At 38.5% G+C, this 26,771-nt stretch carries 31 protein-coding genes and 1 pseudogene; 21 read left to right on the plus strand and 11 right to left on the minus strand.

The annotated features are described in order from the left end of the window. A partial coding sequence (locus tag ACKI4H_RS14815) for an AraC family transcriptional regulator (RefSeq protein WP_407307059.1) occupies positions 1-916 on the minus strand: 916 nt, incomplete at its 3' end. Between the two features lie 192 nt (positions 917-1,108). Here ACKI4H_RS14815 and ACKI4H_RS14820 point away from each other — a divergent pair. After that, positions 1,109-2,332, plus strand: coding sequence for an alkane 1-monooxygenase (locus tag ACKI4H_RS14820; RefSeq protein ID WP_407307061.1), 1,224 nt, complete (start codon positions 1,109-1,111; stop codon positions 2,330-2,332). Between the two features lie 94 nt (positions 2,333-2,426). Here ACKI4H_RS14820 and ACKI4H_RS14825 read toward each other — a convergent pair whose 3' ends face one another. After that, positions 2,427-3,020 (minus strand): DUF4142 domain-containing protein, encoded by a 594-nt coding sequence (locus ACKI4H_RS14825; RefSeq protein ID WP_407307063.1) that lies wholly within the window; start codon positions 3,018-3,020, stop codon positions 2,427-2,429. Between the two features lie 684 nt (positions 3,021-3,704). On the opposite strand from ACKI4H_RS14825, the gene ACKI4H_RS14830 reads away from it, so the two are divergent. From ACKI4H_RS14830 to ACKI4H_RS14865, 8 genes are all read left to right on the plus strand, one after another. Continuing rightward, positions 3,705-3,815 carry a hypothetical protein gene (locus ACKI4H_RS14830; protein ID WP_086194801.1) on the plus strand — a complete coding sequence of 37 codons (111 nt, stop codon included), beginning with the start codon at positions 3,705-3,707 and terminating at the stop codon, positions 3,813-3,815. Between the two features lie 351 nt (positions 3,816-4,166). Then, positions 4,167-4,637, plus strand: a complete 471-nt coding sequence (ybaK, locus tag ACKI4H_RS14835) for a Cys-tRNA(Pro) deacylase (protein WP_407307065.1) — start codon at positions 4,167-4,169, stop codon at positions 4,635-4,637. 371 nt (positions 4,638-5,008) lie between these two features. Next, a complete protein-coding gene (locus ACKI4H_RS14840) occupies positions 5,009-6,238 on the plus strand; it encodes an MFS transporter (RefSeq protein WP_407307067.1) in 1,230 nt (409 codons plus the stop codon). Positions 6,239-6,431: 193 nt separating this feature from the next. Beyond that, a complete protein-coding gene (locus ACKI4H_RS14845; protein ID WP_407307070.1) occupies positions 6,432-7,061 on the plus strand; it encodes a 2'-5' RNA ligase family protein in 630 nt (209 codons plus the stop codon). Next, entirely contained in the window at positions 7,058-7,579 is a 522-nt protein-coding gene (gene cobU, locus ACKI4H_RS14850; RefSeq protein ID WP_407307072.1) for a bifunctional adenosylcobinamide kinase/adenosylcobinamide-phosphate guanylyltransferase, read from the plus strand. Before ACKI4H_RS14845 ends, cobU begins: the two co-directional genes overlap by 4 nt. Continuing rightward, the gene (gene cobT, locus ACKI4H_RS14855) at positions 7,576-8,628 is read left to right on the plus strand and encodes a nicotinate-nucleotide--dimethylbenzimidazole phosphoribosyltransferase (RefSeq protein WP_407307074.1); all 1,053 of its coding nucleotides are present in this window, start codon (positions 7,576-7,578) and stop codon (positions 8,626-8,628) included. Before cobU ends, cobT begins: the two co-directional genes overlap by 4 nt. Positions 8,629-8,657: 29 nt before the next feature. Further along, on the plus strand, positions 8,658-9,287 hold the full coding sequence (locus tag ACKI4H_RS14860) for a histidine phosphatase family protein (protein ID WP_407307076.1): 630 nt from the start codon (positions 8,658-8,660) through the stop codon (positions 9,285-9,287). Continuing rightward, the gene (locus ACKI4H_RS14865; RefSeq protein ID WP_407307078.1) at positions 9,284-10,039 is read left to right on the plus strand and encodes an adenosylcobinamide-GDP ribazoletransferase; all 756 of its coding nucleotides are present in this window, start codon (positions 9,284-9,286) and stop codon (positions 10,037-10,039) included. The genes ACKI4H_RS14860 and ACKI4H_RS14865 overlap by 4 nt, the downstream gene beginning before the upstream one ends. A gap of 61 nt (positions 10,040-10,100) precedes the next feature. On the opposite strand, the gene ACKI4H_RS14870 is transcribed toward ACKI4H_RS14865, so the two are convergent. Both ACKI4H_RS14870 and ACKI4H_RS14875 read right to left on the minus strand, forming a co-directional pair. Continuing rightward, on the minus strand, positions 10,101-10,793 hold the full coding sequence (locus ACKI4H_RS14870; protein ID WP_407307080.1) for an LrgB family protein: 693 nt from the start codon (positions 10,791-10,793) through the stop codon (positions 10,101-10,103). A 4-nt stretch (positions 10,794-10,797) separates the two neighbouring features. Then, on the minus strand, positions 10,798-11,235 hold the full coding sequence (locus tag ACKI4H_RS14875) for a CidA/LrgA family protein (RefSeq protein ID WP_407307082.1): 438 nt from the start codon (positions 11,233-11,235) through the stop codon (positions 10,798-10,800). Positions 11,236-11,331: 96 nt separating this feature from the next. On the opposite strand from ACKI4H_RS14875, the gene ACKI4H_RS14880 reads away from it, so the two are divergent. Both ACKI4H_RS14880 and ACKI4H_RS14885 read left to right on the plus strand, forming a co-directional pair. After that, positions 11,332-12,231 (plus strand): LysR family transcriptional regulator, encoded by a 900-nt coding sequence (locus tag ACKI4H_RS14880; RefSeq protein ID WP_407307084.1) that lies wholly within the window; start codon positions 11,332-11,334, stop codon positions 12,229-12,231. Positions 12,232-12,440: 209 nt separating this feature from the next. Next, positions 12,441-12,910 (plus strand): annotated as a pseudogene (locus ACKI4H_RS14885) (winged helix-turn-helix transcriptional regulator). A 17-nt stretch (positions 12,911-12,927) separates the two neighbouring features. Here ACKI4H_RS14885 and ACKI4H_RS14890 read toward each other — a convergent pair. From ACKI4H_RS14890 to tusD, 4 genes are read right to left on the minus strand one after another with little or no spacing between them, the layout of a single operon-like run. Beyond that, positions 12,928-13,239: a TusE/DsrC/DsvC family sulfur relay protein gene (locus ACKI4H_RS14890; RefSeq protein WP_407307197.1), complete on the minus strand. Its 312-nt coding sequence runs from the start codon at positions 13,237-13,239 to the stop codon at positions 12,928-12,930. Positions 13,240-13,252: 13 nt separating this feature from the next. Beyond that, positions 13,253-13,537, minus strand: a complete 285-nt coding sequence (locus tag ACKI4H_RS14895) for a hypothetical protein (protein ID WP_407307086.1) — start codon at positions 13,535-13,537, stop codon at positions 13,253-13,255. 20 nt (positions 13,538-13,557) lie between these two features. Continuing rightward, a complete protein-coding gene (locus ACKI4H_RS14900) occupies positions 13,558-13,908 on the minus strand; it encodes a hypothetical protein (RefSeq protein ID WP_407307088.1) in 351 nt (116 codons plus the stop codon). 43 nt (positions 13,909-13,951) lie between these two features. Beyond that, complete coding sequence (gene tusD, locus ACKI4H_RS14905) at positions 13,952-14,320, minus strand: sulfurtransferase complex subunit TusD (protein ID WP_407307090.1); 369 nt, start codon at positions 14,318-14,320, stop codon at positions 13,952-13,954. A 71-nt stretch (positions 14,321-14,391) separates the two neighbouring features. On the opposite strand from tusD, the gene ACKI4H_RS14910 reads away from it, so the two are divergent. From ACKI4H_RS14910 to ACKI4H_RS14925, 4 genes are all read left to right on the plus strand, one after another. Further along, positions 14,392-15,399: an SDR family NAD(P)-dependent oxidoreductase gene (locus tag ACKI4H_RS14910; RefSeq protein ID WP_407307092.1), complete on the plus strand. Its 1,008-nt coding sequence runs from the start codon at positions 14,392-14,394 to the stop codon at positions 15,397-15,399. A 116-nt stretch (positions 15,400-15,515) separates the two neighbouring features. After that, positions 15,516-16,910, plus strand: a complete 1,395-nt coding sequence (gene fumC, locus ACKI4H_RS14915; protein ID WP_407307094.1) for a class II fumarate hydratase — start codon at positions 15,516-15,518, stop codon at positions 16,908-16,910. A 101-nt stretch (positions 16,911-17,011) separates the two neighbouring features. Next, a complete protein-coding gene (locus ACKI4H_RS14920; RefSeq protein ID WP_407307096.1) occupies positions 17,012-17,503 on the plus strand; it encodes a hypothetical protein in 492 nt (163 codons plus the stop codon). Positions 17,504-17,784: 281 nt separating this feature from the next. Then, entirely contained in the window at positions 17,785-18,387 is a 603-nt protein-coding gene (locus tag ACKI4H_RS14925; protein WP_407307098.1) for a nitroreductase family protein, read from the plus strand. Between the two features lie 113 nt (positions 18,388-18,500). Here ACKI4H_RS14925 and ACKI4H_RS14930 read toward each other — a convergent pair whose 3' ends face one another. Together ACKI4H_RS14930 and ACKI4H_RS14935 are read right to left on the minus strand one after the other, a co-directional pair. After that, on the minus strand, positions 18,501-19,706 hold the full coding sequence (locus ACKI4H_RS14930) for an MFS transporter (protein WP_407307100.1): 1,206 nt from the start codon (positions 19,704-19,706) through the stop codon (positions 18,501-18,503). Then, positions 19,703-20,143: a MarR family winged helix-turn-helix transcriptional regulator gene (locus tag ACKI4H_RS14935; RefSeq protein WP_407307102.1), complete on the minus strand. Its 441-nt coding sequence runs from the start codon at positions 20,141-20,143 to the stop codon at positions 19,703-19,705. Before ACKI4H_RS14935 ends, ACKI4H_RS14930 begins: the two co-directional genes overlap by 4 nt. 714 nt (positions 20,144-20,857) lie before the next feature. Between ACKI4H_RS14935 and ACKI4H_RS14940 the strand changes: the two genes are divergently transcribed. The 6 genes from ACKI4H_RS14940 (at position 20,858) to ACKI4H_RS14965 (ending at position 26,069) form a co-directional block, all read left to right on the plus strand. Further along, positions 20,858-22,297 (plus strand): cytochrome ubiquinol oxidase subunit I, encoded by a 1,440-nt coding sequence (locus ACKI4H_RS14940; RefSeq protein WP_407307104.1) that lies wholly within the window; start codon positions 20,858-20,860, stop codon positions 22,295-22,297. After that, complete coding sequence (gene cydB, locus ACKI4H_RS14945; protein WP_407307106.1) at positions 22,294-23,298, plus strand: cytochrome d ubiquinol oxidase subunit II; 1,005 nt, start codon at positions 22,294-22,296, stop codon at positions 23,296-23,298. Before ACKI4H_RS14940 ends, cydB begins: the two co-directional genes overlap by 4 nt. A gap of 9 nt (positions 23,299-23,307) precedes the next feature. Then, the gene (locus ACKI4H_RS14950) at positions 23,308-23,418 is read left to right on the plus strand and encodes a DUF2474 domain-containing protein (protein WP_407307108.1); all 111 of its coding nucleotides are present in this window, start codon (positions 23,308-23,310) and stop codon (positions 23,416-23,418) included. Positions 23,419-23,551: 133 nt separating this feature from the next. After that, a complete protein-coding gene (locus ACKI4H_RS14955) occupies positions 23,552-23,836 on the plus strand; it encodes a hypothetical protein (RefSeq protein WP_407307110.1) in 285 nt (94 codons plus the stop codon). A gap of 81 nt (positions 23,837-23,917) precedes the next feature. Beyond that, positions 23,918-24,388: a hypothetical protein gene (locus tag ACKI4H_RS14960; protein WP_407307112.1), complete on the plus strand. Its 471-nt coding sequence runs from the start codon at positions 23,918-23,920 to the stop codon at positions 24,386-24,388. 220 nt (positions 24,389-24,608) lie between these two features. After that, positions 24,609-26,069 (plus strand): PLP-dependent aminotransferase family protein, encoded by a 1,461-nt coding sequence (locus tag ACKI4H_RS14965; protein ID WP_407307114.1) that lies wholly within the window; start codon positions 24,609-24,611, stop codon positions 26,067-26,069. 78 nt (positions 26,070-26,147) lie between these two features. Here ACKI4H_RS14965 and ACKI4H_RS14970 read toward each other — a convergent pair whose 3' ends face one another. Then, positions 26,148-26,759, minus strand: a complete 612-nt coding sequence (locus ACKI4H_RS14970; protein WP_407307116.1) for a thermonuclease family protein — start codon at positions 26,757-26,759, stop codon at positions 26,148-26,150. Between the last annotated feature and the right edge of the window lie 12 nt (positions 26,760-26,771).

The following is a 26,771-nucleotide window of genomic DNA, read 5'->3' on the forward strand; positions in this document are numbered from 1 at the left end:
ATTGTTGCCGATACTGGCTGGGAGTTAAATCAAATAGCCGTTTAAAGGTTTGGCTAAAAGCCGTTTCAGAAGAATAGCCAACGCGATGGGCAATTTGTTGAATTGATAATTGTCCTTCGCGTAAATGCTGCGATGCCAGACGAAAACGATATTGCTGTAAATATGCCAACGGTGTTTCACCCACAATATTGCTAAATAAAGGGGCAAATTTCGAGCGCGACATAAAGCATTGTTCTGCCAAGCTTTCCACTGTCCAGGCCTGTTCTGGTTTACCGTGAATAGCAGCCAAAGCATTCGCCAGTTCGGTATGTGCCAACGCTCTGAGCCAATTATTGGAATCTTGAAGTTGGGTAATATAGTCACGGACACATTCAATAAATAGAATACTCACCAGATGGTCGAGAATTTTGTCGCGACCCGGCCGAATTTGATAGGCTTCAACTGCCAAAAAATGTAAGCCTATTTGTAGCCATTCTGGTGCGGTACTGCCAGTAATATGGTGAATATGAATATAGTCGGGCAGGGCATTGAGTAAAGGACGCGCCATAATCGTATCGATATGGCAGCGGATCGCTAAAATGAGCGCAGGCTCACCGCTAGAACTTCCAAACTCGACAGTTTCCTGTCTTTTTTGATCAAAAAGTTCTGTAATATTTAAGGCTTCAACCAAGTTGTTTTTATTATTGCTATGGCAAGAGTGGTTTTGTCCTGAAGGAATCAGCACCAGATCACCCGCTTCGACCTGAAGTTGGGTGTGTGGATTCAGTTGAATCGTCATATTACCCACCAGAACCACATAGCCAATCATGGCATCTTGTTTCTGATAAGAATATGCCCAGTCACCTTGCGGTTTTAAATAAATATATTCAGATTTATTAAGATGAATATCATCAAAAATTTTACTTAAGGCATCCATGTCTTATCGTACTGTCATCATCTAATAAAAATTATAAAAAGCTTTGATTCACTCAAGCATGTGTTTTCAGGTCAAATATTGGCTATTGATGCCAAGGACGTTTGCATAGCTTTTTTGGACGTTTAAAACTGTTCTTGATGACCCATTTCTAGAAATATAACGGTAGAATAGAAAATAGGGAAGATCGCCAGCATGAATGCGCCAGTAAATTTAAATCAAACAACAATTCAAACCCTTCCAGCAGCTTCAGGTTTAGCCCTCGATAAAAAACGTTATTGGTGGTTATTAAGCCCCGGTTTACCTGTGATTGGCATGGGTATTTTGTCAGGCTATCAGTTTGGTCCTAAAGCAACGAAAAAAATATTTGCTTTGGGTGGTCCTTTATTATTACACGTGATTATTCCCAGTCTTGATTCAATTGTAGGTAAGGACAATAATAATCCTAATGATGAGCAAGTTACATCCTTAGTCAACGATCCTTATTATGACCGTATTGTGAAATTGTTTATTCCTTTGCAAATGGCAGCCAATCTATTTGCAGGCTATGTGGTGAGCCGTAAAGAAACGTCTTTCGTCGATCAGATCCTGTTAGGAATATCCATGGGTGCCATTAATGGTATCGGGGTAAATACTGCACATGAGTTGTCGCACCGACCGAATAAAAAAGATCACTATCTTTCACATGCCACCTTAATGCCGTTATTTTACAATCATTTTAGGGTTGAACATCCTTATGGACATCATAAACGTGCTGCAACACCTGAAGATCCGGCATCTTCTAAAATGGGGGAAACTTTCTATGAGTTTTGGCCTAGAACGGTGTTTGGTGGTCTTAAATCTGCCGTAGAAATTGAAAAGAACCGTTTAAAACGCAAAGGTCTATCATTTTTTAGTCCAGAAAATGAATTGTTTCAAGGCTGGGCGATGAGTGCAGCTTTTCATGCCACCATGTTGAAGCTATTTGGTAAAGAGGTGATTCCATATTTGGCGACTCAAGCTTTTTACGGAGTAAGCTTATTTGAAGTCATTAATTATATTGAACATTACGGTTTAATGCGCGATAAAAAACCAGATGGTTCTTATGCGCGTACCATGCCAGAGCATAGCTGGAATAATAATAACATTACGACTAACCTGTTTTTGTACCAGTTGCAGCGTCATTCAGATCATCATGCCTATCCGACACGTCCATTTCAGGCGTTGCGTAACTTTGATGAAGCACCTGAGTTGCCAAGTGGTTATGCAACCATGTTATTACCCGCTCTAATTCCATCATTATGGTTTAAAATGATGGATCAACGCGTATTTGAGCATTACGAAGGCGATTTAAATAAAGCCAATATTCATCCGAAACGCCGTGCAAAAATTTTCAAGAAATTTGGCCTAGTTGATCGTTTATTGAATAAAAATTCATGAATAGGTAGGCTGAATTAATAAATTATTAAACAACCCTAACTTATCAAAGCTAGGGTTGTTAAGAATATTTATTAAATAATAATATGATTTTATATCATTTCATTTTTGCAACTATTTGTTCAGCCATTTGTAGATGTTTAGCAACTGCAGCACGAGTTTGCACAAGCATAGTTTTTAATTCAGAATTTTTGGCGTTTGGTATTAATTGCTTATCAATAATCATCAAAACTTCACGGTGTCCTTCAACTTGACTCGTCATATAGTCTTTATCGGTTGCTGATGATTGACCCAGCTTATTAACCACCTTATCACTATCATTTTGTAATGAGGTACTGAGGGTGCTCGCTTGTGGAGTTAACTTTAAACGACTTGCTAAGGCTTGGGCTTTTTTCTCATTCGATGAATGTTCATTAATCATTAACTGAGCATACTTACGGGCTTGATCCATTTTTAGCTTTGGTAACGCTGTTTTTGCCTGCTTAATCTCACCATTATTGGCTGTGCTTAACACCTTAATGACTTGATTGTCAGTTAAATTTTCACGATTATCATTCAATATTTTGGGTTGATTTTTGTTGTCGTTTATAGATTGCTGATCCGGAGCCGCCATAGTTAGAGAGGCGGCAAAACTCAATACGCTACTAACAGCAATACAGTTAATCATTTTCTTCATTGGAATAGTTTTCATAGTGGCATCCTTTAAAGTTTATTCATTAAATTCGCCTTTATAAGATAGGTTAAGGGGATTAAAAACAGTGTATCTTTTCCGTAGATTTGTTAGATAAATATATAAATTGGTTATTGATTTAAGTAAAGATGATGCATTATTGATTTATTTGAGGTCAGTACAGAAAAGAGAAAAAATAGGACCGTATAGTGCACTACCTGAATATGATAGGAATGAATAACATTTTGAGGATTTTTCAGTGTTCTTGATCTTGGCAGAGTAAAAGTATCCCCTAATCTTTGTATATAAGAATATGAATTTTTTTAGCCAAATGTGCATATATGATCACATCCATTACAGCCCTTTACGGCTACAAGATCTTGCTAAAATTCCTTAGGATGGATTCATCATGAACAGGAATTCCCACATAATAAAAGACTAGATCGCACAAGGCTTGCAAAGTACGACAGGAGTCATATCGAGCTAACCAATACGAAAAACCCCTGCAGAATGCCAGAGTTTTTTATTATCTGTCTTTAGCATTCATAAAGATTGGATGATTAGATTAACTAATATGTCAATTTGCATTACAGCAAGGATAAGTGGTGGTATAGCAGATCATTATTTTTGAAACGATTAATGTTTAATACGCTCTAAATTAGTGCAATAATATAATGCAATTTAGACTGAGCATTGAGTATCAATATGAATTTTTTAAAAAAGAAAAATAAAGCGAGTTTTGTATTTTTCATCATCACACTTTATTCATTCATTGGATTCGGTTTGGGATATGTCATTTGGGAATATTTTTTATAAATGGCCGGAACGTCATTAGTAGGGGGAACTCTGCATTGAGGTAGAGTTTCCCGCAAAAATATAAAATTCAATGTTGAGTAAAGACTGAATCTTTGGTTTTTTCTGTGAATTTTTATTTATAACATAATCATTATCAAAATATTTAAATATCTTTATTCAATCTTTAAATACAGATTTTATAACAGACTATCTTTTACCATAGCTACTCTTAAATGAAGCGGTTCAAAATTAATTAGATTACAAGATGAAGTACAGCCGCAATGATTTAAACCCAAATAGCCTAAGTATGCTAAACATTAACTTTAAAAAAGCTTATAATTTATTTATCCAGATTTTTTATATACTCGAAAAATGACACCTGCTTGCAAAGTTTTAAAATCAAATAAAATCGAATTTTCTATCCATGAATATGAACATAATGCCAATGCAAAAAGCTTTGGATTAGAAGCGGCTGAAAAATTAAATTTAGAAGTCAATGAAGTCTTTAAAACCTTATTGGTAACTGATGACAAGAATTATTATGTAGCCGTTTTGCCTGTTGCACATCAATTAAGTTTGAAAAAAATAGCTGCAGCAGTAGGGGCTAAAAAATTACATATGGCAGATCCAAAAGATGCCGAGCGCTTAACTGGCTATTTGGTGGGTGGAATCAGTCCAGTCGGGCAGAAAAAGCGTTTAAAAACGGTAGTAGATGCTTCTGCAGAATCATTAACCAAAATATATGTTAGTGGTGGCAAAAGAGGTTTAGATATTGGGGTAAAACCACAAGATTTAGTCAAAGTCTTGGGTGCACAGTTCGCAGATGTTTTAGATCAAGATTAAAACTGACCATTGTAACCAGAAAAGTTCTTATAACGTTGCATATAGTCTGGTTGCTATTATTTTTCACAAGTTTTTCCCGCTCAAAAAATTAAGCTATAAGTGGGCTGCAAATTTATCTTTAGGTGTAATGATCTGCGATCTGCGCCATTCTGCATATTTTTATCAAAAGAAAAATGATCACATTGGCTGATGGCTGATGGCTGATGGCTGATGGCTGATGGCTGATGGCTGATGGCTGATGGCTGATGGCTGATGGCTGAAATTATTAAAAATTTAGAAAAAAGAAAAATATGGTTTGAATATAAAATAGACAAAATTTATCAAACTGCTATTGTTGCATGTATAAAAATAAAATTTGGTTATATTGACTAATGAATCAAAACAATAAGATTTTGATTGCCGCAAGCTTGGCAAATGGTGCCTGTTTCTCGATGATTTTGCCCATACTTGCACCTCTGGTTCGTCAAATGAAAATGACAGAACTCCAAGGCGGAGCTTTAATTTCAGTAGGTGCACTATTGATGGCAATTGGGGCCATCTATATTTCTAAACAGCAAAATAAATACAGTATTTATGGTTTATTAAGTGTGGGTTTTATTGGGATGACCCTCACTTGGGGGATATTTACTGCGATTTTGGCATATGGACTTGAATATCATCTTGCGACGATATTTCTGTTTGCTTTGTTATTGTTGGCTCGGGCAAGTATGGGCATCTTTATGGCGATGCCACAAATTGCTTTACAAACCTACGTCATGACCAAATATACCCAAGAACAACAGCGTAGCCAGACCATGTCCAAGTTTGGCGCGTTAAATAGTGCAGGTTTAGTGCTTGGTCCATTTTTAACTACGCTTTTGTTGGCCTGGGGCATGCTTATGCCGTTATGGGTTGCCTTTATTATCTTTGCGTTCATTAGCCTTTATATTGTATTGAAATTTGATCGCCAAGAAGCTGGTTGTTCTCACACTCAAGAGCTGGCTATACCTACTGAAAATACGACATTTTCCGACAATGAAGCATTTTCTTTACGTAACAGTATAGGGTGGTTTGGATTAGGATTTAGTCTCTATATTGCGATTGTTACCGTAAATCTAACTGCGGGCTTTTATATTCAAGATCAATTTAAAATTTCGACGCAGCAGAGCGCAATTTATTTTGCCCAATGTTCTTTAGTTGCCGGAATATCATTAGTGATGATGCAAACAGCGATTTCCAGATTTCTACAATGGTCTGTACAGCGCCTATTGTGGGTTGGACTGGTATGTATGATGCTGGGCTTACTGACCTCTATTCGTACCACAGATATTCATATTTTTCAAAGCGCTTATATTTTATATGGCGTGGCTGTGGCTTGCCTTACTCCTGCATTTACCACAGGTGCGGCCCAATCTGCACCCCGGCATTTACAGACTAAAATTGCCAGTTTTTGTACGGCAACCCAGGCTTTGAGTTTTGTATTTGGCCCATTGGTCAGTACCGGTTTGTATCAGTGGCACAGTGATTACCCATTTTACTTGTTAATGATCATGTTTATACTTCTGGCTGTTTATTTCCTGCGTTATCAAAAGAATATGCAGCCCTCTTCTATGCCGGCGTGATTTTATGAAAAGTTGAATTTCCAGATTTGATTTTAGCGCTTTATGGAGGAAGCAATGATGTTGGCGAGATGCTTTAAATAGATGAAAGCTGAATATAATTCATTATTGGCTGAATATTCCTAAATCAACCCGGCAAGAAAATTAATATCATTCATGCTTTAATAAGCTGATTGAATTTAAAGTGATTTAATGTGTGTTCTTGAAGCCTTGTACGCCCGTTGTTCCTACACTTGCAGGGGATTATCCTGAATGGCATCGCGGACGCGAGCATTTTTCGTTATGGTATATCGAAATTGAACATCCAGAATTATTAGATTATTTAAATCAACTGCGTTCGGTTTTTTCAGATTTTTTATACATGCCCAATACCCGCCAATTTCACATCACTTTATTTATTTGTGGCTTCCTCACTAAACAAAACCCGGTTTGGGATGATGATTTTTGCATTGAAAAGATGCATCAACACATTCGTCATTTAACAGAGCATTCTCAGAATAAAATTCAGCTAAAAACAGGTCGTATCAACAGTTTTGAAAGTGCCTTATTTGTCGAAATTATTGATGAAAATGATGTGCTTTTAAAATTACGTCATCTGCTTGGGCAAAGTTGCGATGAAATTGCACCGCTCGACTATTGTCCACATCTGACTTTAGGTTTGTATGATCAAGCATTTAACAGCGATTTAATTTTTAAGCGTATCAACAGCATCGAACAAAAAAGCTTTGAATTTTCAGTCGACCAACTGACTTTTGGTACATATAACGCGAAAATATTGCAAGGTCAGCTCTCTCCATTTCATCAATTTCAACTGGGTGACGTATGATGCAACTCATTTTAGGTGGCGCACGTTCGGGTAAAAGTCGCCTTGCAGAACAAACTGCGCAAGATTCGGGTTTGGTGGTCACTTATATTGCCACCGCACAAGCGTTTGATGCCGAAATGCAAGATCGGATTCATCATCATCAAGCACAACGTCCAAAGCACTGGACTGTGATTGAAGAGCCATTATATCTGGCCAATTGTCTAATCGAGCTGGATCAACCTAATCAAGTGATTCTTGTCGATTGTTTAACCTTGTGGATGAGCAATTTGTTGATGCATGAAAATCCTGACTTACAGATGCAGCAATGCCAACAACTGCTGGATATCTTACCGATATTAGAGTCAGACGTTATTTTAGTCAGTAATGAAACCGGCTTAGGCGTGATCCCAATGGGTGAGATCAGCCGCAAGTTTGTCGATGAGTCAGGGCGTTTGCATCAGCAGTTGGGGCAGATTGCCGATAAAGTTGTGTTTTGTGTTGCGGGTTTTCCCATGATTTTAAAAGGAGCGAAAGAATGAATTGGTGGTTGGATGCGTGTAAAACGCCAAGTAAGGAAGTAAAAAAACTGGCGGAAGAACGTCAATTACAACTGACCAAACCAACAGGCTCATTATCTGAACTTGAAAATACTGCGGTGCAACTGGCAAGTTTGCAAGCAAATCCACATCCCAATATAGACCAGCCCTGGATCACGATTTTCGCTGGTGATCATGGTGTGATGGAAGAAAATATTTCTGCCTATCCACAAGCCGTGACGCGTCAAATGCTGCAAAATTTCACCACGGGTGGCGCTTGTATCAGCGTGATTGCCAAAGAATACAATGCCAAATTACAAGTCATTGACTGTGGTTCTGTGGGTGATGCCTATGATTATGCAGGCGTAGAATGTCATTGCATTATTCCCGGTACAGCCAACTTTGCCAAACAGGTCGCGATGACTGAAGCCGAGTGTATTGAAGCGATGAATCTGGGGCGTCAAAGTGTAGAAGATGCACTTGCTTATGGCGCGTCTATTTATGTCGCAGGGGAAATGGGCATTGGCAATACCTGTTCTGCCTCAGCAGTTGCCTGTTTTTTACTGAATGATCCTGCAGAACAGCTTACAGGGGTGGGTACAGGTATTCGTGAAGAACAATTGATTCATAAAAAAAATGTCATTAATCAAGCCATCGCTTTACATACAGATTATGTCGCTCAGGATGCTTTTAAAGCACTTTGCGCAGTTGGTGGTTTGGAAATTGCAGCAATGGTGGGTGCCTATATCCGTTGTGCACAGCTCGGTTTGCCTATGGTGGTTGATGGTTTTATTACCACAGTTTCAGCGCTTGTGGCGGTACGTTTAAATCCTGCAGTTCGTGAATGGATGTTGTTTGGCCATCAGTCGGCAGAATATGGACATCGCCGTTTATTGCAGGAACTGAATGCCAATCCTTTATTAAAGCTAAACTTGCGTTTAGGTGAAGGTAGTGGTGCAGGGGCAGCTTTAGGGGTGATTAAACTGGCATGTAATCTGCACAACAATATGGCAACTTTTGCCCAAGCTGCCGTCATTGGCGAAAAGGTTTAATCCTAAAAACATTCAACAGGATATTGAGCATGTTAAAGATTGATCTGCTTCGTCATGGTGAAACGACTTTAAGTCATACCTTGCGCGGTTCTACAGATGACGATTTGACCAAGTTGGGTTGGTTGCAGATGCAGCAAACCATAGATCAATCTGGGCATGCTGTTAAGCTCAATTCTATGCAAAAACCGGTGCAATGGGACGTCATCTTTACTTCGCCCTTAAAACGTTGTCGTTTATTTGCAGAAGCGATAGCTGAACAAAAGCAACGACCGATATTCTACGATGCAGGTTTGCAAGAAATGCATTTTGGCGATTGGGAAGGCGTATCTACCCGGATTATTTATGAAAATCAGCCTGAATTACTGGCGAATTTTTGGCAGCAACCCACTCAATTTACCCCCCCTAATGCAGAAAACATGCAGGATTTTTATCAACGCATTTTTAATACTCTTGAACACATACAGCAGCAAATGCAGGAAAATGGTTGGCAACATGCTTTAGTGGTGACACATGGCGGCGTGATTAAACTTTTAAAATGTATCGCTTTAAATCATTCACTGGATGATATTTTAAAAATGACTGCAGAATTAGGTCAACTCAATTCTTTTTTAATACATAAAGATGCTTCCATTCATTTGGTTCAGGAAAAACAGCAATGACACCATTTTTTATTGCCTTGCAGTTTTTGACCATATTTCCGATTCAGTTGAAAAAAATGCCGAGCAAACTGCAAAATGGTCAATCTCTACTGTTTTATCCACTGATTGGTTTGATGATCGGTGTAATTTTATTTGCCATCGCCACAGTCCTGCATGCATTGCCGGTAATCTTGCTGAGCAGTCTGATTTTAGTGGTCTGGATTTGGCTGACCGGTGGTTTACATCTGGATGGTTTAGCGGATACAGCCGATGCCTGGGTGGGTGGTTTTGGTGATAAAGAACGCACTTTAACAATCATGAAAGACCCGAGTTGCGGACCGATTGGGGTTTTAAGTTTAATTATTCTGTGCCTGATTAAATGGTCAGTACTGTATGTATTATTAGAAAACCAACTGTATTTAGCGCTGCTTTTATTTCCGGTATTGGGACGTTTAGCACCACTATTTTTATTTTTGACTACACAATATGTACGCGAAAAAGGTTTAGGAGCTTCAATCGCAGAATTTATCCCTAAAACAGGTGCAGTCATCATATTTGCCTTGTGTTTGGTTGCATCTGCATATTTTGCATGGGGAGGTATTTTAACTGCCCTAATATTTATAGGGACCTTAATCTATTTACGCTATAAATTTATCCAGCGGATTGGTGGCATTACTGGAGATACAGTCGGAGCAAGTATAGAGATTTGTGAAACGGTGAGTCTTTTAAGTCTGGTGATATTTAGTTTTTATTTCTCTCTAGCTTGGCTTTAAATATTCTTGCGTGATTTAGCGCTATAGAATCAAGCATATATAAGTTCAAACTCTATAATTATTAAAGATAAGTCACTACAAATCGAATAATCACAGGTCCAAATAACATCATAAATACCCCAGCAAGTACCATGGTTAAACAGGCAATCACACCTTCTTCACGATGACGAATAAAGGCTTTACTGGTGCCGAAACCGTGTGCTGAATTACCTAAAGCTGCTCCTTGCGCAAAGCGTGAGTTTAACTTTAAGGCAAGTAAAATCATATCGGCCATGGCAACCCCGGCAATACCGGTAATCATGGTGAATAAAATCACCAGTTCAACCGAACCGCCAATATTTGAAGTCAGTTCCATGGCAAATGGTGTAGAAATAGAACGCGCCATTAAGCTATACGTGGTTTCTTGATTAAAGCTGAATAACTTTGCCAAATAAAATGAACTCATCACGCCAGCAGTCATTCCGACAACAATACCTAAACTAATTGATAGCACATGTTTTTTAATGACTTTTCGATATTCATAAATAGGCATAGCAAAAGCAAGGGTTGCAGGGCCAAGCATCCAGATCAGCCACTGGTTTTCAATCATGTAGGTATCATAAGAAATATTAAAAATCACCATTAATAAAATAATAACAAAGGGCACAAAAATTCCAGGCGCTAAAAGCGTATAGGGATATTTTTGATACAGTTTTTTACCTAAGATATAGGCAATAAAAGTACCAATAAAGCAAAGAATAGCAATTAAGTTCATCTCACTATCCCTGCTTGAGCAGTTGGTCAGAATAAGGCTTATGTTTTTGCTTTAGACGTACTTCCAGTTTAAAACCGAAATACACGCTATATGCAGTTGCAAGCATCACACAAATTGTGCCGATAAATACAGCAAGGATCAGTTGCCAACCTTGGGTTAAAAAGAGAGCTTTATATTTAATGATTCCAACCACACAGGGAATAAATAATAAGACCAATTCTCCCAAAATAAAATCCGAACCCGTTTTGATCCATTGCAATTTAAATAGACCGCTCAGCAAAGCCAATAAAACCAGCAAAAGACCAATAACCCCGGCAGAGACAGGTAAATTGAATGTGTGCTGTATAATTGAAGCGACCCACCAAATAATGACCAGAAAACTCAATTGCAGAATAATTTGAGCAATATGAAGCAGCTTAAGTGAGAAGGATGACGTAGACATAATAAGGAGAAATAAAAGCGTAGGTGTATTCTAGATTTGACCGATGATCCATATTATGAATAATAAAAAAAAGATTATGCCTAAATGGAATGTTTTGTGGATATTAAAAGCTTGACGATGTTCGTTAAAATTGTACAACTGCAAAGTTTTACCCGCACGGCTGAAGAAATGTGTGTCACGCAACCCACCATTAGTAAGGCCATTCATGCTTTAGAACAAGAAATTGGCGTACCATTGTTTCATAAGGGTGAAGCAGGTCGAAAACGCGATGTGGTTCTGACTTATATGGGGCAGCAAATTTATCAACATGCTTTAGTGATATTGAAAGAGCAACAACGTATTTTTGCAACCGTTACTAAAGTACGGCATTTGAAACAGGGTAAATTAACCATCGGCCTTCCACCGGTCGGATCGGCATTATTGAGTAGCCTGATTGCCAAATTCCACAAGCAATATCCCGATATTGAATTAAGTTTTCTAGAAGTCGGTGCAACGGGCATTGAAGATGCCATTCTGGCTAAAAAAGTAGATGTAGGAATATTACTGGGGCATTTAAAGCCCATTTTAAGTGGCATTCCGATTATTGATTCGCCTTTATGCTTACTTTCACGTAAAAACACACAATGGAAAAATAGAGCAAAAGTTTCTTTAATCGAACTCAAAGAAGAGTCTTTTCTGCTTTATGCCGATACGTTCAGCTTAAATAATATGATTATACAAGCAGCCAATTATGTCGGATTTGAACCCAAGGTGGTGTGTAAAAGTAGCCAATGGGACTTTATTGCAAAAATGGTGGAATTAGGGGTTGGAATCGCCTTGCTACCCAAAACCTATTGTGAGCAACTGGATCAGGAAAAATATAATATCAGTATCTTGGACAATCCGAATATCAACTGGACATTGAGTATGGCCTGGAATAACACGGTTGCCATGAACCCTGCAACTCGAGCCTGGCTCAAAATCATTGAAGAAAATCAGGACGAAATTCATTTTTAATTATTCAATCAACGATAAGATAAGCGGGATTTGGGTATAAGGATAAGATTGTAATAGACACTTTTAAAAGACCAAATATAATCAAACCTTTAATCTAATATTTTCTAGCTTCACATTGCTAGCCTTTCACTATCAAAATGAATGCGCTCACTTTTCTGGGTTAAAGCTAAACCTATAGTTAATGTTTTTTCTTTATGAAATAGGATGATATTGGAGAACAACCATGTTCAATCGCCAGAACCTTATCGGTCATTGGTGAGCGTTGGATATTGCTGATTCTACGCAGTTCTTTTTTAGAAAAAAACCGTTTTGAGTCATTTCAACAAAATTTAGGTTCTAACATGTCGGGTGGTGCTATCTGAGCGTCTAAAACGTGTGATTGAAATGAGATGTTAGTTAAATTTCTTTATGTACCAGGACACTAGCGATATGAATATCAGTTTAACTGAAAAGGATTTGCGCTTTATTCAATTTATAATATCTATGGCAAATTGGGCAGATGAATAAATAAATGAGGGGGTCGGAAAGCCGACGCAATATGTATAAAAACTGCGGTCATAAAATCACACCACGACTGGTATGGTCCGAATGCAATGAACCCCTTCATGCTAAGCAAGTCAAACCGGAATTAACTCAAGATTATTTCAATTATTTAGAACAATATAAAATACAGTCTTAAAAATTAACTCATCACATTTATAGACAATTTGGTGGTTTTGGAATGCCTGCCAAACGGCTTAAATGGCGTGCCACCAAACCCGTATTAAATTTATCTTGTAACACTGCATTATTAATGTCGGAACTGACTGTTTTCATCAGAAATTTAATCAGCGGACGCGTCGCAGGCGAATGACCAAACTGTTGGTAGAACTGGCGTACTGCATGCAAGACTTCAAAATGCCATGCTGTAAGCTCTAAATCTAAAGTATTTGCCAATTCTTGTGCAACAGTTTCATTCCAAAGGGTGTAATCGACTAAGTGACCATCTTGATCGAGCTTTAAATTCATCATAAATCTCAAATTAGTTCAAACGGATACAGCGGGTGTGAGACAGGCAAATATCGGCAAACTCCACATAAGAAATAATTTTCATATTCTCTGTCTTTTGTCCTGCCAAGATTTCAGCATCGCGATCCAAAACATAAATACAATTCAATTGTTGCAAGAAAGGCTGTTGAAACTGCAGGACAGATTCACCCATTAAAATCACGGTATCTTCAGGACTGTAGAGTTGTTCTAGTTTTACCAGTACCGATGGTGTAGCGGAAAAATTACTTTGCACTAAATATAAGCTTTTATTCGCCATGATCATTTCACTCTTCATCTTTACCAATACAGCACAAAATCAAAAAATTGAATCAACTCATTGTTTAAATCAACAAGTTCAATAGCCTGCTGAGATTGAGTGACAAAATGAGTATGCTGGTTTTTATTTTCCACTAAAACAGGAGTAAGGTCGTAAAACTCAAAGCTATCGACCATATTGGATGCAATTTTAAAGGCATGTTTAAGCTGTTCAAATTGCAGTTCTGAGTTGAGTAAACTCAAGGCTGCATCTTGTAGCAAAACTTTGACTTCACAGCCAAAAGTCGCCAGCACCATCGTAGCGGACAAGCTTTCATGTATTTGTAAATTGGCAAGATTGGCTTGAGTTAAAATAACGAGTACAGATTTCACACAATTCACCTTTTAAAAGCAACAGATTCCAAAAAATAACGTCTTAGAATTGAATCAGACGTTGTGCTGATTGGACGGCATCTGCAAGTTCACCCAGTCCAACCAATTCAAAACCTTGTGCAAGATTATGTTGGCTGATTTGATGTCGTTTTGCATTTTCCAGATCGGTAATCCCACGTGCTAATGCAGCACTGACACAAACCGGTAAGCGAATGGCTAACTTTTGCCACTCTGCAGTTAAATGACGTTGATCATCAGGAACCCACTGCAAGGCATTCGCAACAGAAACACCGTCCTGATAGAAAAACACGCGAAATTCCTGACTCTTAGTGTGTAAGGCCTGTGCTAAACCCAGAGCATGCCAGGCATAGATCGAGGTTGGAGCGGAGGTAATTAGTAATAAGGTACTCATCGAAATTCACTTGAGGAATGCTCAATCCAATGTTGATACATCCAAACTTCATAAGAAAAAGGTAGTATACAATGATTTTAGTGACTGGTGGTTTAGGCTTTATAGGTTCTCATATTGCTTTAAGCCTCATGGCGCATGGGCAAGAAGTCATTATTGTCGATAATTTATCCAATGCAAATTTACAAACGTTAGAACGACTCGAATTTATTTCAGGCATGTATGTGCCATTTGTCAAAATCGATATCCGAAATACCCCGGCTTTAAACAAAGTTTTTGAACAATATTCTGTAGAAGCGGTCATTCATAACGCAGGCTTTAAATCAATTGAAGAATCGGTGCTTAAACCGCTGGAATACTATAATGATAATGTCAGTTGTATCATGAGTTTGCTACGTGCCATGCAGCGCACTGGTGTACGAAATTTAATTCATTTATCCAGTTTGGCGGTATATGGGCAGTCAAGTTTAACTCTGTCAGAAGACATGCCTTTTAACTATTCCTATCCGAATCCTTATATCAAGTCGCAACAAATGGCAGAAGAAATAATCAGAGATACTGCACTAACAGACAGTGAATGGAAAATTGCAATTTTGAGAGTATGTAATATTGCAGGTGCATTTGAACATGCTGTTTTAGGGGAGTTTGTTGCCCCCTTGCCTAAAAATATTATTCCACTGGCATTGCAAGCTGCAGCCAAGCAACGCGACTATATTGAGTTACGTCAACAAGCTCATACCTTAGATCGTACTGTCGAGCGCAGTTTTCTACATGTGTTAGATTGCTGTGATGCGATTATCGCGACTTTACAGTGGTTAAGAAATCAGCCTTATACTTGTGATGCTTTTAATATTGCAGGGCAGAATATGTCGATTCGTGCCCTACTGAGTGAAGTCGCCAAAGTGACCAAGAGCGAAATTAAAACTATCGATGCACCGTTTTATGCCTATGCTGAATTAGACCAGATTGGAGCAACTTCAGACAAAGCACGGAAAATTTTAAAATGGCAGCCCAAACGCACGATGACCCAAATCATAGAAGATTCTTGGCGGTTTTATCAGCAAACACTTAAAGGGCGTTAAATAAAATACATGTAAATAATAATCATTTACAATTTAATGATGTTTGATTAAGATTATTAAACAGGTCAAAACAGATGAAGCTCAATTTATAAAACTATATGGAAATGAGGTTGAGGATGCAGACACGTATTGAATACGACACTATGGGTGAGGTTGACGTTCCGAGTGAAGCAATGTGGGGTGCGCAAACACAGCGTAGTTTGCAAAACTTTAAAATTGGGCAAGAGCGCTTACCACGAGCGATGATTCGTGCGATGGGGCTGGTAAAAAAAGCAGCCGCGATTACCAATGCGGAGTTAGATCAAATTCCTTATGAATTATCACATTATATTGTGAATGCAGCTGAAGAAGTGATTGCGGGAAAATGGGATGGGGAGTTTCCATTGGTAGTGTGGCAAACCGGTTCAGGCACACAAAGTAATATGAACTGTAATGAAGTGATTGCCAATATTGCCAACCAAAAACTGGGCAATCCTTTAGGTTCGCAAAAACCGGTACACCCGAATGATCATGTAAACCGAGCACAATCAACCAATGACTCATTTCCAACCGCTATTCATGTGGCAGCGAGCTTACAAATCAATGAATTACTGATTCCTGCAGTACAACATTTACGCAATACCTTAGACGAAAAATCAAAACAATTTTCAAATATTGTAAAAATTGGACGTACCCATTTACAGGATGCCACGCCGTTAACGCTGGGACAAGAATTTAGTGGTTATGTGTCACAGCTTGATCACGGATTGAAACGCCTTTATCAAGCGCTTGAAGGCTTGTATGAGCTGCCTTTGGGTGGGACAGCAGTGGGAACGGGTTTAAATGCACATCCGGAATATGCCGAAAAAGCAGCGGCAAAATTGGCGATATTAACCAATTTGCCATTTGTTACGGCACCAAATAAATTTGAAGCTCTAGCAGGGCGTGATGCAGCAGTTTTTGCTTCGGGTGCATTAAAAACATTAGCTGTCAGTCTCAATAAAATTGCCAATGATATTCGCTGGTTAGCCAGTGGACCACGTTGCGGTCTGGGTGAAATTCGTATTCCTGAGAATGAACCTGGCTCCAGCATTATGCCGGGCAAGGTTAATCCCACCCAGAGTGAAGCCATGACCATGGTGGTGGCACAAGTATTGGGTAATGATACGACCATTAATGTCGCGGGGGCATCGGGTAACTTTGAATTAAATGTATTCATGCCTGTGATTGCCTTTAACTTATTGCAATCGATTCAATTATTGGGAGATGTATGTAATAGTTTTAATGATAATTGCGCAGTTGGCGTTGAGCCAAACCATGAAAAAATTGATTATTTCCTGCATAACTCACTCATGTTAGTCACGGCTTTAAATTCAGTAATTGGATACGAAAATGCTGCGAAAGTGGCAAAAACTGCTTATAAAGAAGGCAAGACCTTAAAACAGGTGGCAGTTGAATTAAACCTGGTGACAGCAGAACAGTTTGATGCCGTGGTGATTCCCGAAAATATGGTTTCACCTAACGCGAAATAGACATCTCAAGGCTTGAACACTGATCTATTGATCATCAGTGGTTTTTATCTGCTGCATATATGCGTACAATATAGAGAGAAAATAACTGCTGATGATTGATTATGCTTGATGTTTATTTAACGGATGTTCAGAAAAAGGTGCAATTCAAGGATTATCCTGGCGAGCATCCTGTTAAATTTATTTTGAATTTTAAAAAGATTTTTCCGAGCGTGATGGAGCTGCTGCTTCCTGTGCTTCCTAACGATGAAAATCTGGATGAAATAACCTGGGAATCGACTACAAAAGATTTTGAGTTGTTCAAATTATTGTTAAGTGGCTGGGGTGTAATTGAATTACGTTTAAATGCGATTACCCAATTTAAAAATAAGAACTATGCAGACCAATTGGTAAAAGCCGCGCAGCAAAAACGTCGCGAGTTTGCAAAAGCCAATAAAATGCTGAAAACAGTTGAACTGGATTACTTATTTATGCACGAAATTCATGCATTAATTGATGCTGAACTGGTTGAAATTGGTGAGAAATTCTATTTACCAACCTTACGTGATATCTGGAAGCATAAGGTATCGCAAAGTGTCTTGAATGCTAAATTCTGAAACACCCTGAAATATAATAAGAATCCTCCAAATATTGGGGGATTTTTTATGGCTGGTTTGTTTATGAAAGGCATGTTTAAATTGTATGCAAGTTTTTATATAAAAAATTAAAGATTTAATTATCAATAAAATGTACTAGATATTGGAATTATTATTGCATATGGTAGGGCAACAACAAATTTGCATCTGCATTGTTATAAAAGTTGATATTTCACATTTTATTAACAGTGCAGGCAGGTTGTTACAAATCTTCCCGAGGAAATATCAAAGGATTTCATTCAATGTCGAATCAGTTTTTAGATTTAATTAATAAACGCCGTACCATTTATGCCGTGGGTAAAAATGTAGAGCAAAGCCCAGAATACTTAACTGAATTGATTCAACATGCAATTAAGCAAAGCCCATCATCTTTTAACTCGCAATCTTCACGTGCTGTGATTTTATTTAATGATGAGCATGAAAAATTTTGGGGCTTTGTGAAAGAAAAACTCAAGTCTTATGCAAAAGATGAAGACGCTGCTGCAAAAACCAGTGCCAAAATGGACAGCTTTGCTGCAGGTGTCGGTACAGTTCTATTTTTTGAAGATATGGATGTGATTCAAGGCCTGCAACAACAGTTCCCATCTTATGCCGATAACTTCCCGATTTGGGCAGAACATTCAACCGCGATTGCGCAGTTCGCGACTTGGACGGCATTACATACCGATGGTCTAGGTGCCTCACTTCAGCATTACAACCCAATTGTAGATGAACAAGTTCAGGCAGAATGGAATATTCCTGCAAGCTGGAAACTGCGTGCCCAGTTGGTGTTTGGTTCCGTAGAAGGTGAAGCCAAAGCCAAAGGCTACATAGATGATGCAGTGCGTTTTAAAGTATTTAAGTAATTATTGATTTTAAAAGAAAGAAAATGAAAAGAGAGGTCATATTGACCTCTCTTTGTTTGAATCCCGTTTTATAAAAGGAGATTTTCAATTAACCCTATTTTTTAGATTTATTCTTAAGCTGAGGCATGGTAGTGTTTGCTTGCTTTGCGACCATGTAATAGATAGTAAATGACAATACAAACCAAAACGCACATGGCGCTGTAGAAATACAGTTGGGAATAGTCAATATAATCCAAGGCCTGACCAATAAAATAAGGACCAAAACCTAAACCTGCATCCAGAAAAATAAAGAAGGTTGAGGTCGCAAAACCCATTCGTTCAATACTGGCACTTTTTACTGCGACAGTTTGGCAAACCGACTGAATATTGCCATAACCTAAACCGAGTAAGCCTGCGCAAACCAGCAACATAAATGAACTTTGTACCTGGCTTAATAAAATCATGGCAATCGCCATAATAATAAAAGCAGGATACATAATGATATTTTCGCCCTTACGATCCATCAGTGGGCCGGTAAATGGACGAGAGATCAAGATTGCAATGGCATACATCAAAAAGAAAAAGGATGCAGTTTCTACCAGATCAATTTCTTTGGCATAAAAGTTGATGAACGACAATACACCTGAATAGCAAATAGAGGCCAATAACATAATGAATGAAATGGGTAGGGCTTTGTGTTCAATAAATTGCGAAACCCACTTGGGTTTTTCAGCGGGCACAGAAATATCAAGTGACTTGCTTTGTTGCGGAAGATTCGGAACCTTGATCAAAAAAGCAACCACAAGACAACTCACTGCGATAATGCTTGAAACAATGAAAATAGCATGATAACCAATATGCAGCATCATCCAGATAGCCAGGAAAGGGCCGATTGCTGTTCCCAAAGTACTGCTCATGCTGTAGTAACCAATGCCTTCGCCACGACGAGTGGGCGGCAATATTTGTGCAATAATGGTACCTAAAACCGTAGAGGCCATACCCATCATAAAACCGTGCATAAATCGCACAAGTAATAGCATGCCGACATCGAACTTCATAAAGTAGAAGCCGGAAAAAATCAGAAAACCTGTTAAACCTACAATAAGTGTGGTTTTACGTCCAAAGCGTTCCAGAAATTTACCGACAAACAAACGCCCAATCAGCGTACCCACAATAAATAAACCCGAGACCAGACCTGCTTGCGCCGTGGTGGCACCGAGCTCAGCTACGGCATAACCGACAATCACCACCACCAGCAGATAAAAGGTCAGGACCAGCTGAAAGTTAATGGAACTGACAAGAATAAAATTTCTTGACCATAAGGGAGCATTTTCATTCATGGTTGTGTACCTGATTTAAGGTCTTGCAGATGATCCATCAGTGCATGAAGGGTGTTCAAGGCGCAATTCTGCGAATTTTGATCCAGTGGCAAAAGCAGTTGTTGCTCAAACATATCCATTTTTTTAGAGCAGATTTGAAAAAGCTCTACACCTTTTTGACTCAGGATCAGTTTCTTTTGCCGTTTATCTTCAGTATCGACTTGTTCCAAAACTTCCAGTTGCATCAGTGTATGAATGCGTTTTGCAATCGATGGCTTGGACACATTGAGATATTCCGCAATGTCTATAGAGGTGCAGCCGTGTTTTAACTGAATCACATATAGCACTTGCCACAACGAGTAGTTCAATTGATGGGGTAATAAAATGATATTGATTTCATCGCTCATTAAACGCGCACAGCGTAATAATGAAGCACGAAATTTAAGTGGGTCCGGCATAATAGTTAGCTAGGGTAACTAAATTAATTGAACTTTACGCCTCTTTAAAGAGTTGTTCAAGTATTAAGCAGATTGAAAGTCGCTTTTCTAGACAAAAAACCAATCACATAAAGGAATTCAGACCAGTTTAAAAATACAGTTTTATAACTTGGAGAAGTAAATAAAAAGTGAATTGAGGTGTATGGAATTTAAAATATATCTTTAGATACGTTCACTGAATTGCCAGATACATATAAATGTAAGATTGAATTTTAATTCTACGTCGTGGGTTGTTACTTGCTCTTACAACAGTATTTTCAAAGATTGCGGTCTATTTACAGCCCTTGCTATTGGCAAGTACGAGGTTACTCTGATCTGTCCGTCCATAATCTATTATTTTATAAATATTTGTATTTAAAAACTAAAATAGCGCATTTCAAATGTCTTAGGGTGAAGCGTTACTTCTATCTCTATAAAAAATTAGACGTGATGTTTTAGGTATTGTTCTAACAAACTATTTTTATAGAGATCACTATGCATATATATTTTTTCAAGAGATGAGTAAACAGATGAAGTCTGTCCAGATTTTAAGTCTTTTTAAATGAGCTTGAAATAATAAATCAACATACTTTACTGAAGTTTCGAGAGTATTCTGACAGGACAAAACAACAATATAGCGCGATTGTGTATCAGCGTGCTCAATCACCACATCGACGAATTAAAAAAGGTGATGTTATGAATCTAGGTTTAACTGCACTTGAACTGGCACGAATTCAATTTGCATTTACAGTCTCATTCCATATTATTTTTCCTGCCATTTCCATTGGCCTTTCAAGCTTCCTTGCTGTTTTAGAGTGGCGCTGGCTCAGAACTCAAAATCCGGTCTATCAAGACCTGTTTAAGTTTTGGGTCAAAATATTTGCCATCGCATTTGGTATGGGGGTGGTTTCTGGTGTAGTCATGAGTTACCAGTTCGGAACCAATTGGAGTGAATTTTCACGCATCTCCGGCAGTGTAACCGGACCGCTTTTAGCTTATGAGGTACTGACTGCCTTTTTCCTGGAAGCCGGATTTTTGGGCATTATGCTGTTTGGCTGGGGGCGTGTGGGTCCTCTGGCACATTTCTTTGCCACGGTCATGGTGGCACTCGGTACCTGTATTTCCATGTTCTGGATTCTGTCTTCTAACAGTTGGATGCACACTCCACAAGGGTTTAGCATTGAAAATGGTATTATCGTTCCGCAGGACTGGCTGGCCATTATATTTAATCCTTCTTTCCCGTATCGCTTGGCACATATGGCAATGGCTGCATTTTTGGTGTCGGCCTTGATGGTTGCCAGCACGGCAGCATGGCATTTACTCAAAGGCCGCCGGGATGCGTTGGTCAAGAAATCTTTTTCTATGGCTTTATGGATGATTTTGGCGCTTACCCCTTTGCAGGTTCTGATTGGAGATCTGCATGGTATCAATACCTTGAAGTATCAGCCTGCTAAAATAGCGGCCATAGAAGGGCACTGGGACACCAATCAGGATGAAGGCATGCCGCTGTATCTGTTTGGGATTCCCGATATGAAGGCAGAAGAAACCAAATATGCAATTGGTATTCCAAATGCAGGAAGCCTGATTTTAACCCACTCCATGGATGGGAAAGTTCAGGGGTTGAAAGAGTTTGCTCCTGAAGACCGGCCGAATTCAACTATTGTATTTTGGAGCTTCCGAATCATGGTTGGTCTGGGTCTGTTGATGCTGTTATTAGCAATCATCGGTTTATGGTTAAGACGAATAGGTCGCTTTTATGAAAGTTCGGCCTTCCACCGTTTTGCTTTAATTATGGGACCTTCCGGCTTTATCGCAATGTTGGCTGGTTGGTTTACCACAGAGATTGGGCGTCAACCTTGGGTAGTCTATGGGGTAATGCGGACTAAAGATGCCTTATCGCCGGTATCGGCAGAACAAGTCGGATTAACCCTGATTATTTTTGTAGTGGTGTATTGCGTGGTCTTTGGTATTGGCATTTATTACATGTTGCGAATCATGCATAAAGGTCCGGAATTTGTTCATTCAGTACCGCATAGTGATGAAAGGGTCATTCAAGCTTCGCATCGTCCATTGGGAAGTACCGATGAAGAGCTGGATGGTCCTCCTCTCGACAATCACCAGGAGAATGACAAATGATTGATTTATCTTTTATCTGGATTGTAATTATTGCCGTTGGTGTACTGATTTATGTGGTACTAGATGGTTTTGACTTAGGTATTGGCATCTTGTTCCCTTTCTTTAAAGCGCAACAAGAACGTGATGTGATGATGAATACCGTGGCTCCAGTGTGGGATGGCAATGAAACCTGGATGGTATTAGGTGGAGCAGGCTTATTTGCTGCCTTTCCCTTGGTGTATTCAACGGTACTTTCTGCACTATATCTACCCATTATTCTGATGGTGGTTGCACTTATTTTCCGCGGCGTGGCTTTTGAATTCCGTTTTAAATCCAGACGTAACCGGCATCTTTGGGATCTGGCCTTTATTGCTGGCTCCATTTTAACCGGATTTTTTCAGGGCATCATTTTGGGTGCCTATATTCAAGGAATTAAAACTACAAACGGAATATATACCGGTGGAGGGTTGGACTGGTTAACGCCATTTTCAATCTTTACGGGCATAGCAGTAGTGGTCCTTTATGCCACGTTGGGTTGTGGCTGGCTGATTTTTAAAACTGATGCAGATTTGCAAAATCGAATGTATCAGCTCATGCCGAAGTTGATTATTGCATTATTTATTATTTTCGGCTGCGTCAGTATTTATACGCCTTTGGCCCATCCGGCAATTGCAGAGCGATGGTTCAGTCAACCGCAACTCACCTATTTCAGTCCTGTACCAATTCTGGTTCTGGTTTTTACTTTTCTGGCTTTACGCGCCTGTAAGCAGCGCAAAGAACTGAGTCCGTTTATCTATACGCTGGCTTTGGTAGTTTTGGCTTATACCGGTTTTCTCATTAGCTTGTGGCCTTATATTATTCCTCCATCTGTCACCATTTGGGATGCAGCCGCACCGCACAGTAGCCAGCTATTTACCTTGATTGGTGCGCTGCTTCTGATTCCAATTATTCTAATTTATACAGGAGTATCCTATTGGGTATTCCGCGATAAAGTACGAATTGGTGATAAAGGCTATCATTAAGGAGTAACTATGAAACTCTCACAAACCTTGTGGTTTATTGCTTTGTGGTTAGGTGGATTTTTTGCTTTAGCCTTGGTGGCTGGAGCATTTCGATTCCTAATCCAGTTGGCATATATTTAACCACCAAAGAAAATTCCTTAACAAGTGGTCTGAAAAACAGACCACTTTGTTTTTTTAGGGCAGACCACTTCATTGCAGTTTAAGCTCTATATTATGCTTATTCATTTTATAGCGCTTATTGTTCGAGGCGATCATGCTGCGAAGCCCGAGCTTCCATTTTATTTTAAATTTTTTTGAAGTTAATCAAATTGATTCTACAAAAATTTTGCAACGACTGGGAATTAAATCGATTGATGAATTTGATGATATTCTTCAGCACAGTTTGGCGCTTCGATCTGCACAGCAATCCACCTATACTTACATTATTCAAAGCTCGACTTTAGAAAATAGCCTAAGCTATTTATTCACGCCTTTTATTCACGCAGTCTTGAATCAAGAGACAATTTATGTCGCACCCAGACAAAATATTGTAGAGTAGGTCTATGCCCATTATTTCCGACTCGATGCTTTAGAATTAAAAAACCAGCAATCAGTTACTGAAATGAATCTATGTCTGGATTTGGTTTCTCCAGAATTTAATGCGGCTGAATTTAAAATGTATGCTTTAGCTAAAGCCTTGCTCGATCCTGCTAGTCAGCATCTGACGATGATTGGGCAAAGTGGACTGAATCCGTCTACCAAACAAAAATTAGAAACTGTATTCCAAGTTCACATAGATGAAGTTTTACCGGATCAAAAACAGTTTGCTTTGTCAAAAATTGATTTTAAAAAATTCTTGTGGAAAAGAAAGACAGCTGAATTGGCACAAGTCTGTCAAAGCATTGCACAAGAAAATGCAGTTCTAGTCAGCTGCCAGTTTCATATAAAATTAAATGATGCAGAACATTTGATTGATGACTTAATGTACAGCGAACATCTCTTTGAAAAATTATCTGTCTTTGGTGAATTTACCGAAACCATCTTTAAAAACAAGCTTGAATTGGAATCGAGAAAGGCTCAGGCAGGAAGTAAAAAACTTTCTCCTATCTAGTTGTAGGAATCAGGCTGCATGTTTCTGGGTTTTTCTTTTTAGCAGTAATCAATGAGCTAGTAATCCATTAACATCAGAAGAAACTGGCTGAAGTAGTCCGAGTACAGAAGTAAATAATTCGCTAAAGAAACTAGGATTTTTAGAAGATAATACCTTGTTGCGATAAAGAACTTTAAATTGTGGGAAAATATATGTCAGCTGGATGTATACCGGTTGCGAAATGAAACAGAATGAATTTATCCAATTATTAAGTCAGAATCTTGCACAAAATAATGAAAGTAAATTAAGAACCAAAATATATTTAGCTATTAAAGCAATTTTGCCCCAATTAAATCTACAGTCTGATTTTAAATGTCCGTCCACACGGTTTTTATCCGAACATTTAGGTATATCTCGTGACACGGTAGAAAAGGTGTATGGCCAATTAGAACAAGAAGGGATATTCGAACGAACCAAAGGGAAAGGCACTTTTATTAAAGCATTTCTAAAAATAGAGCTGCTAGCCTCTGAGACGGTGGAATACCGACTTCCGGAAAATACCGAGCAATTAGAGAATCTGTTCTTTGATCAAAACCTGAATTTTTTTACCGATGGCATGCCTGAAATTCGTAATTTTCCGTTTAAAAAATGGTATGAAACTGAAAAAAATGCGCTGAGTCAAAATGGTTTAAATATTTTTTTAAAAGATAATGTAGCGGGTGATGATTTATTGTGTCAGCAAATTGCACAACATATTAATTTAAACCGTAATACCCAAATATCTTCAGAGCAAGTACTTATTGTGAATAGCACACAGCAAGCTTTATATTTGTGTGGGCGGGTATTATTTAATCCAAATGATAAAATTATCATGGAAAATCTATATTATTCGAATGCGTATCAACTTTTTAAACATATGAGTCTGGATTTAAAATGTATTGGCCTGGATCATGAAGGTTTAAAAATACAGGCTTGTGCCGACATTCAGGATGCAAAAGCAATTTACGTCACGCCAGCCAGTCAGTATCCGAGTGGCATTCAAATGATCCCAAGACGAAAAAAGCAAATTATTGAATATGCAGAGAAAAATAACAGTTATATTGTGGAAGATGATTACGATGTGCTGTTACTGAACAAAACCCCAAATACCCCCGTTTTAGGTTTAGATCCTTACCAACGAACAATTTATCTGGGCTCTTTCAGTAAATATATTTTACCGAGTTTAAGACTGTCTTATCTGATTTTACTTAAAGCATTAATTGAGCCTTTTAAGCGCTATCGTAATTATATTGATGGCAGTGCGCCATCTCAGTATTCTCAAGTATTGCTTGGAAATTTTATGCAACGTGGCCATTACGCTGAATATTTAAGACAGATGCAACAACTCTATTTAAAATGTTATCAAATGTTTATGACGTGTTTTGAGCAGTATTTATCTGAATTCTGTTTTATGAAACAGCATCATCCGAGTATGCAGGTCGCATGTTATTTCAAGTCCGCGATTCCCCCTACATTTGAACAGGCTCTGATAAAGGGTGCAAAACTCAATAATATTAAAATAACTTATCTAAGCCAGTTTTATGAATATGATCCAGAATATGGGTTCGTACTGGGGTTTAGTTCGCTCAACGATACTGAAATTAAACTGTGTATGAAACAATTACGCCAGCTCATACAAAATGAATTGGGGCGTTGGATATAAGTATTTATTCTAAAAATTTAAGCGCATTTAAAAATTGACTTTAAATGCATCCCTCTTAATATTTAGCTTTATCTTATATTATTTGCCCTGTTTACGATAAACACTGGGGCGTACCGGACGTGAACTTTTCCATAAACCCTTTTTCTGTTTTTTGGCTTTATTTTGCAACTCCAACATATAGCGCAAATGGGTTTTATCCTTAATATATTCTTCATATACCCATGCAGCACCACGTTTAACAATCTCGTCATTAATATTCTTACGATAGCGATATACCACACCGACACAGCGTCCATAACGGTCAATATCGGTAATTTTCACACGAACCATTTTATTTTTTACCATACCTTGGACGAGGCGCTGAGATTCCTTGCCATAGCTTTGGCTAGATTCAGGTGCATCCACATAAGCAAAACGTAATTTGGTTTCAGAACGTCTTATATTGAAACGGTAGCAGGTAAGGGTATCACCGTCGCTTACTGCACTCACACGACACCAGTATTTTTTGCCTTTCTTGAAAGGACGAAATAAATCCTTCAGATAAACAGTGATTTTATGCAGTAAATAATAGGAAAAACAGAGGGCGAGTAGTCCCAGCACAATTTGCCAGGTCGTAGAGAGATGCAACAAAATTATGATCCAAATCCTTAAAAATGAGCCGTATAGAAACACAGCTAGGAGATGCATCATTGTAGGTGAAAG

The organism is Acinetobacter sp. (assembly GCF_045628685.1).
Lineage (GTDB): Bacteria > Pseudomonadota > Gammaproteobacteria > Pseudomonadales > Moraxellaceae > Acinetobacter.

Coding starts and splice junctions, on each gene's coding strand:
- ACKI4H_RS14820 (WP_407307061.1), top strand. CDS start 1,109: ATGAATGCGCCAGTAAATTTAAATCAAACAACAATTCAAACCCTTCCA.
- ACKI4H_RS14825 (WP_407307063.1), bottom strand. CDS start 3,020: ATGAAAACTATTCCAATGAAGAAAATGATTAACTGTATTGCTGTTAGT.
- ACKI4H_RS14830 (WP_086194801.1), top strand. CDS start 3,705: ATGAATTTTTTAAAAAAGAAAAATAAAGCGAGTTTTGTATTTTTCATC.
- ybaK (WP_407307065.1), top strand. CDS start 4,167: ATGACACCTGCTTGCAAAGTTTTAAAATCAAATAAAATCGAATTTTCT.
- ACKI4H_RS14840 (WP_407307067.1), top strand. CDS start 5,009: ATGAATCAAAACAATAAGATTTTGATTGCCGCAAGCTTGGCAAATGGT.
- cobU (WP_407307072.1), top strand. CDS start 7,058: ATGATGCAACTCATTTTAGGTGGCGCACGTTCGGGTAAAAGTCGCCTT.
- cobT (WP_407307074.1), top strand. CDS start 7,576: ATGAATTGGTGGTTGGATGCGTGTAAAACGCCAAGTAAGGAAGTAAAA.
- ACKI4H_RS14860 (WP_407307076.1), top strand. CDS start 8,658: ATGTTAAAGATTGATCTGCTTCGTCATGGTGAAACGACTTTAAGTCAT.
- ACKI4H_RS14865 (WP_407307078.1), top strand. CDS start 9,284: ATGACACCATTTTTTATTGCCTTGCAGTTTTTGACCATATTTCCGATT.
- ACKI4H_RS14870 (WP_407307080.1), bottom strand. CDS start 10,793: ATGAACTTAATTGCTATTCTTTGCTTTATTGGTACTTTTATTGCCTAT.
- ACKI4H_RS14875 (WP_407307082.1), bottom strand. CDS start 11,235: ATGTCTACGTCATCCTTCTCACTTAAGCTGCTTCATATTGCTCAAATT.
- ACKI4H_RS14890 (WP_407307197.1), bottom strand. CDS start 13,239: ATGAATTTAAAGCTCGATCAAGATGGTCACTTAGTCGATTACACCCTT.
- ACKI4H_RS14895 (WP_407307086.1), bottom strand. CDS start 13,537: ATGGCGAATAAAAGCTTATATTTAGTGCAAAGTAATTTTTCCGCTACA.
- tusD (WP_407307090.1), bottom strand. CDS start 14,320: ATGAGTACCTTATTACTAATTACCTCCGCTCCAACCTCGATCTATGCC.
- ACKI4H_RS14910 (WP_407307092.1), top strand. CDS start 14,392: ATGATTTTAGTGACTGGTGGTTTAGGCTTTATAGGTTCTCATATTGCT.
- fumC (WP_407307094.1), top strand. CDS start 15,516: ATGCAGACACGTATTGAATACGACACTATGGGTGAGGTTGACGTTCCG.
- ACKI4H_RS14920 (WP_407307096.1), top strand. CDS start 17,012: ATGCTTGATGTTTATTTAACGGATGTTCAGAAAAAGGTGCAATTCAAG.
- ACKI4H_RS14925 (WP_407307098.1), top strand. CDS start 17,785: ATGTCGAATCAGTTTTTAGATTTAATTAATAAACGCCGTACCATTTAT.
- ACKI4H_RS14930 (WP_407307100.1), bottom strand. CDS start 19,706: ATGAATGAAAATGCTCCCTTATGGTCAAGAAATTTTATTCTTGTCAGT.
- ACKI4H_RS14935 (WP_407307102.1), bottom strand. CDS start 20,143: ATGCCGGACCCACTTAAATTTCGTGCTTCATTATTACGCTGTGCGCGT.
- ACKI4H_RS14940 (WP_407307104.1), top strand. CDS start 20,858: ATGAATCTAGGTTTAACTGCACTTGAACTGGCACGAATTCAATTTGCA.
- cydB (WP_407307106.1), top strand. CDS start 22,294: ATGATTGATTTATCTTTTATCTGGATTGTAATTATTGCCGTTGGTGTA.
- ACKI4H_RS14950 (WP_407307108.1), top strand. CDS start 23,308: ATGAAACTCTCACAAACCTTGTGGTTTATTGCTTTGTGGTTAGGTGGA.
- ACKI4H_RS14955 (WP_407307110.1), top strand. CDS start 23,552: ATGCTGCGAAGCCCGAGCTTCCATTTTATTTTAAATTTTTTTGAAGTT.
- ACKI4H_RS14965 (WP_407307114.1), top strand. CDS start 24,609: ATGAAACAGAATGAATTTATCCAATTATTAAGTCAGAATCTTGCACAA.
- ACKI4H_RS14970 (WP_407307116.1), bottom strand. CDS start 26,759: ATGATGCATCTCCTAGCTGTGTTTCTATACGGCTCATTTTTAAGGATT.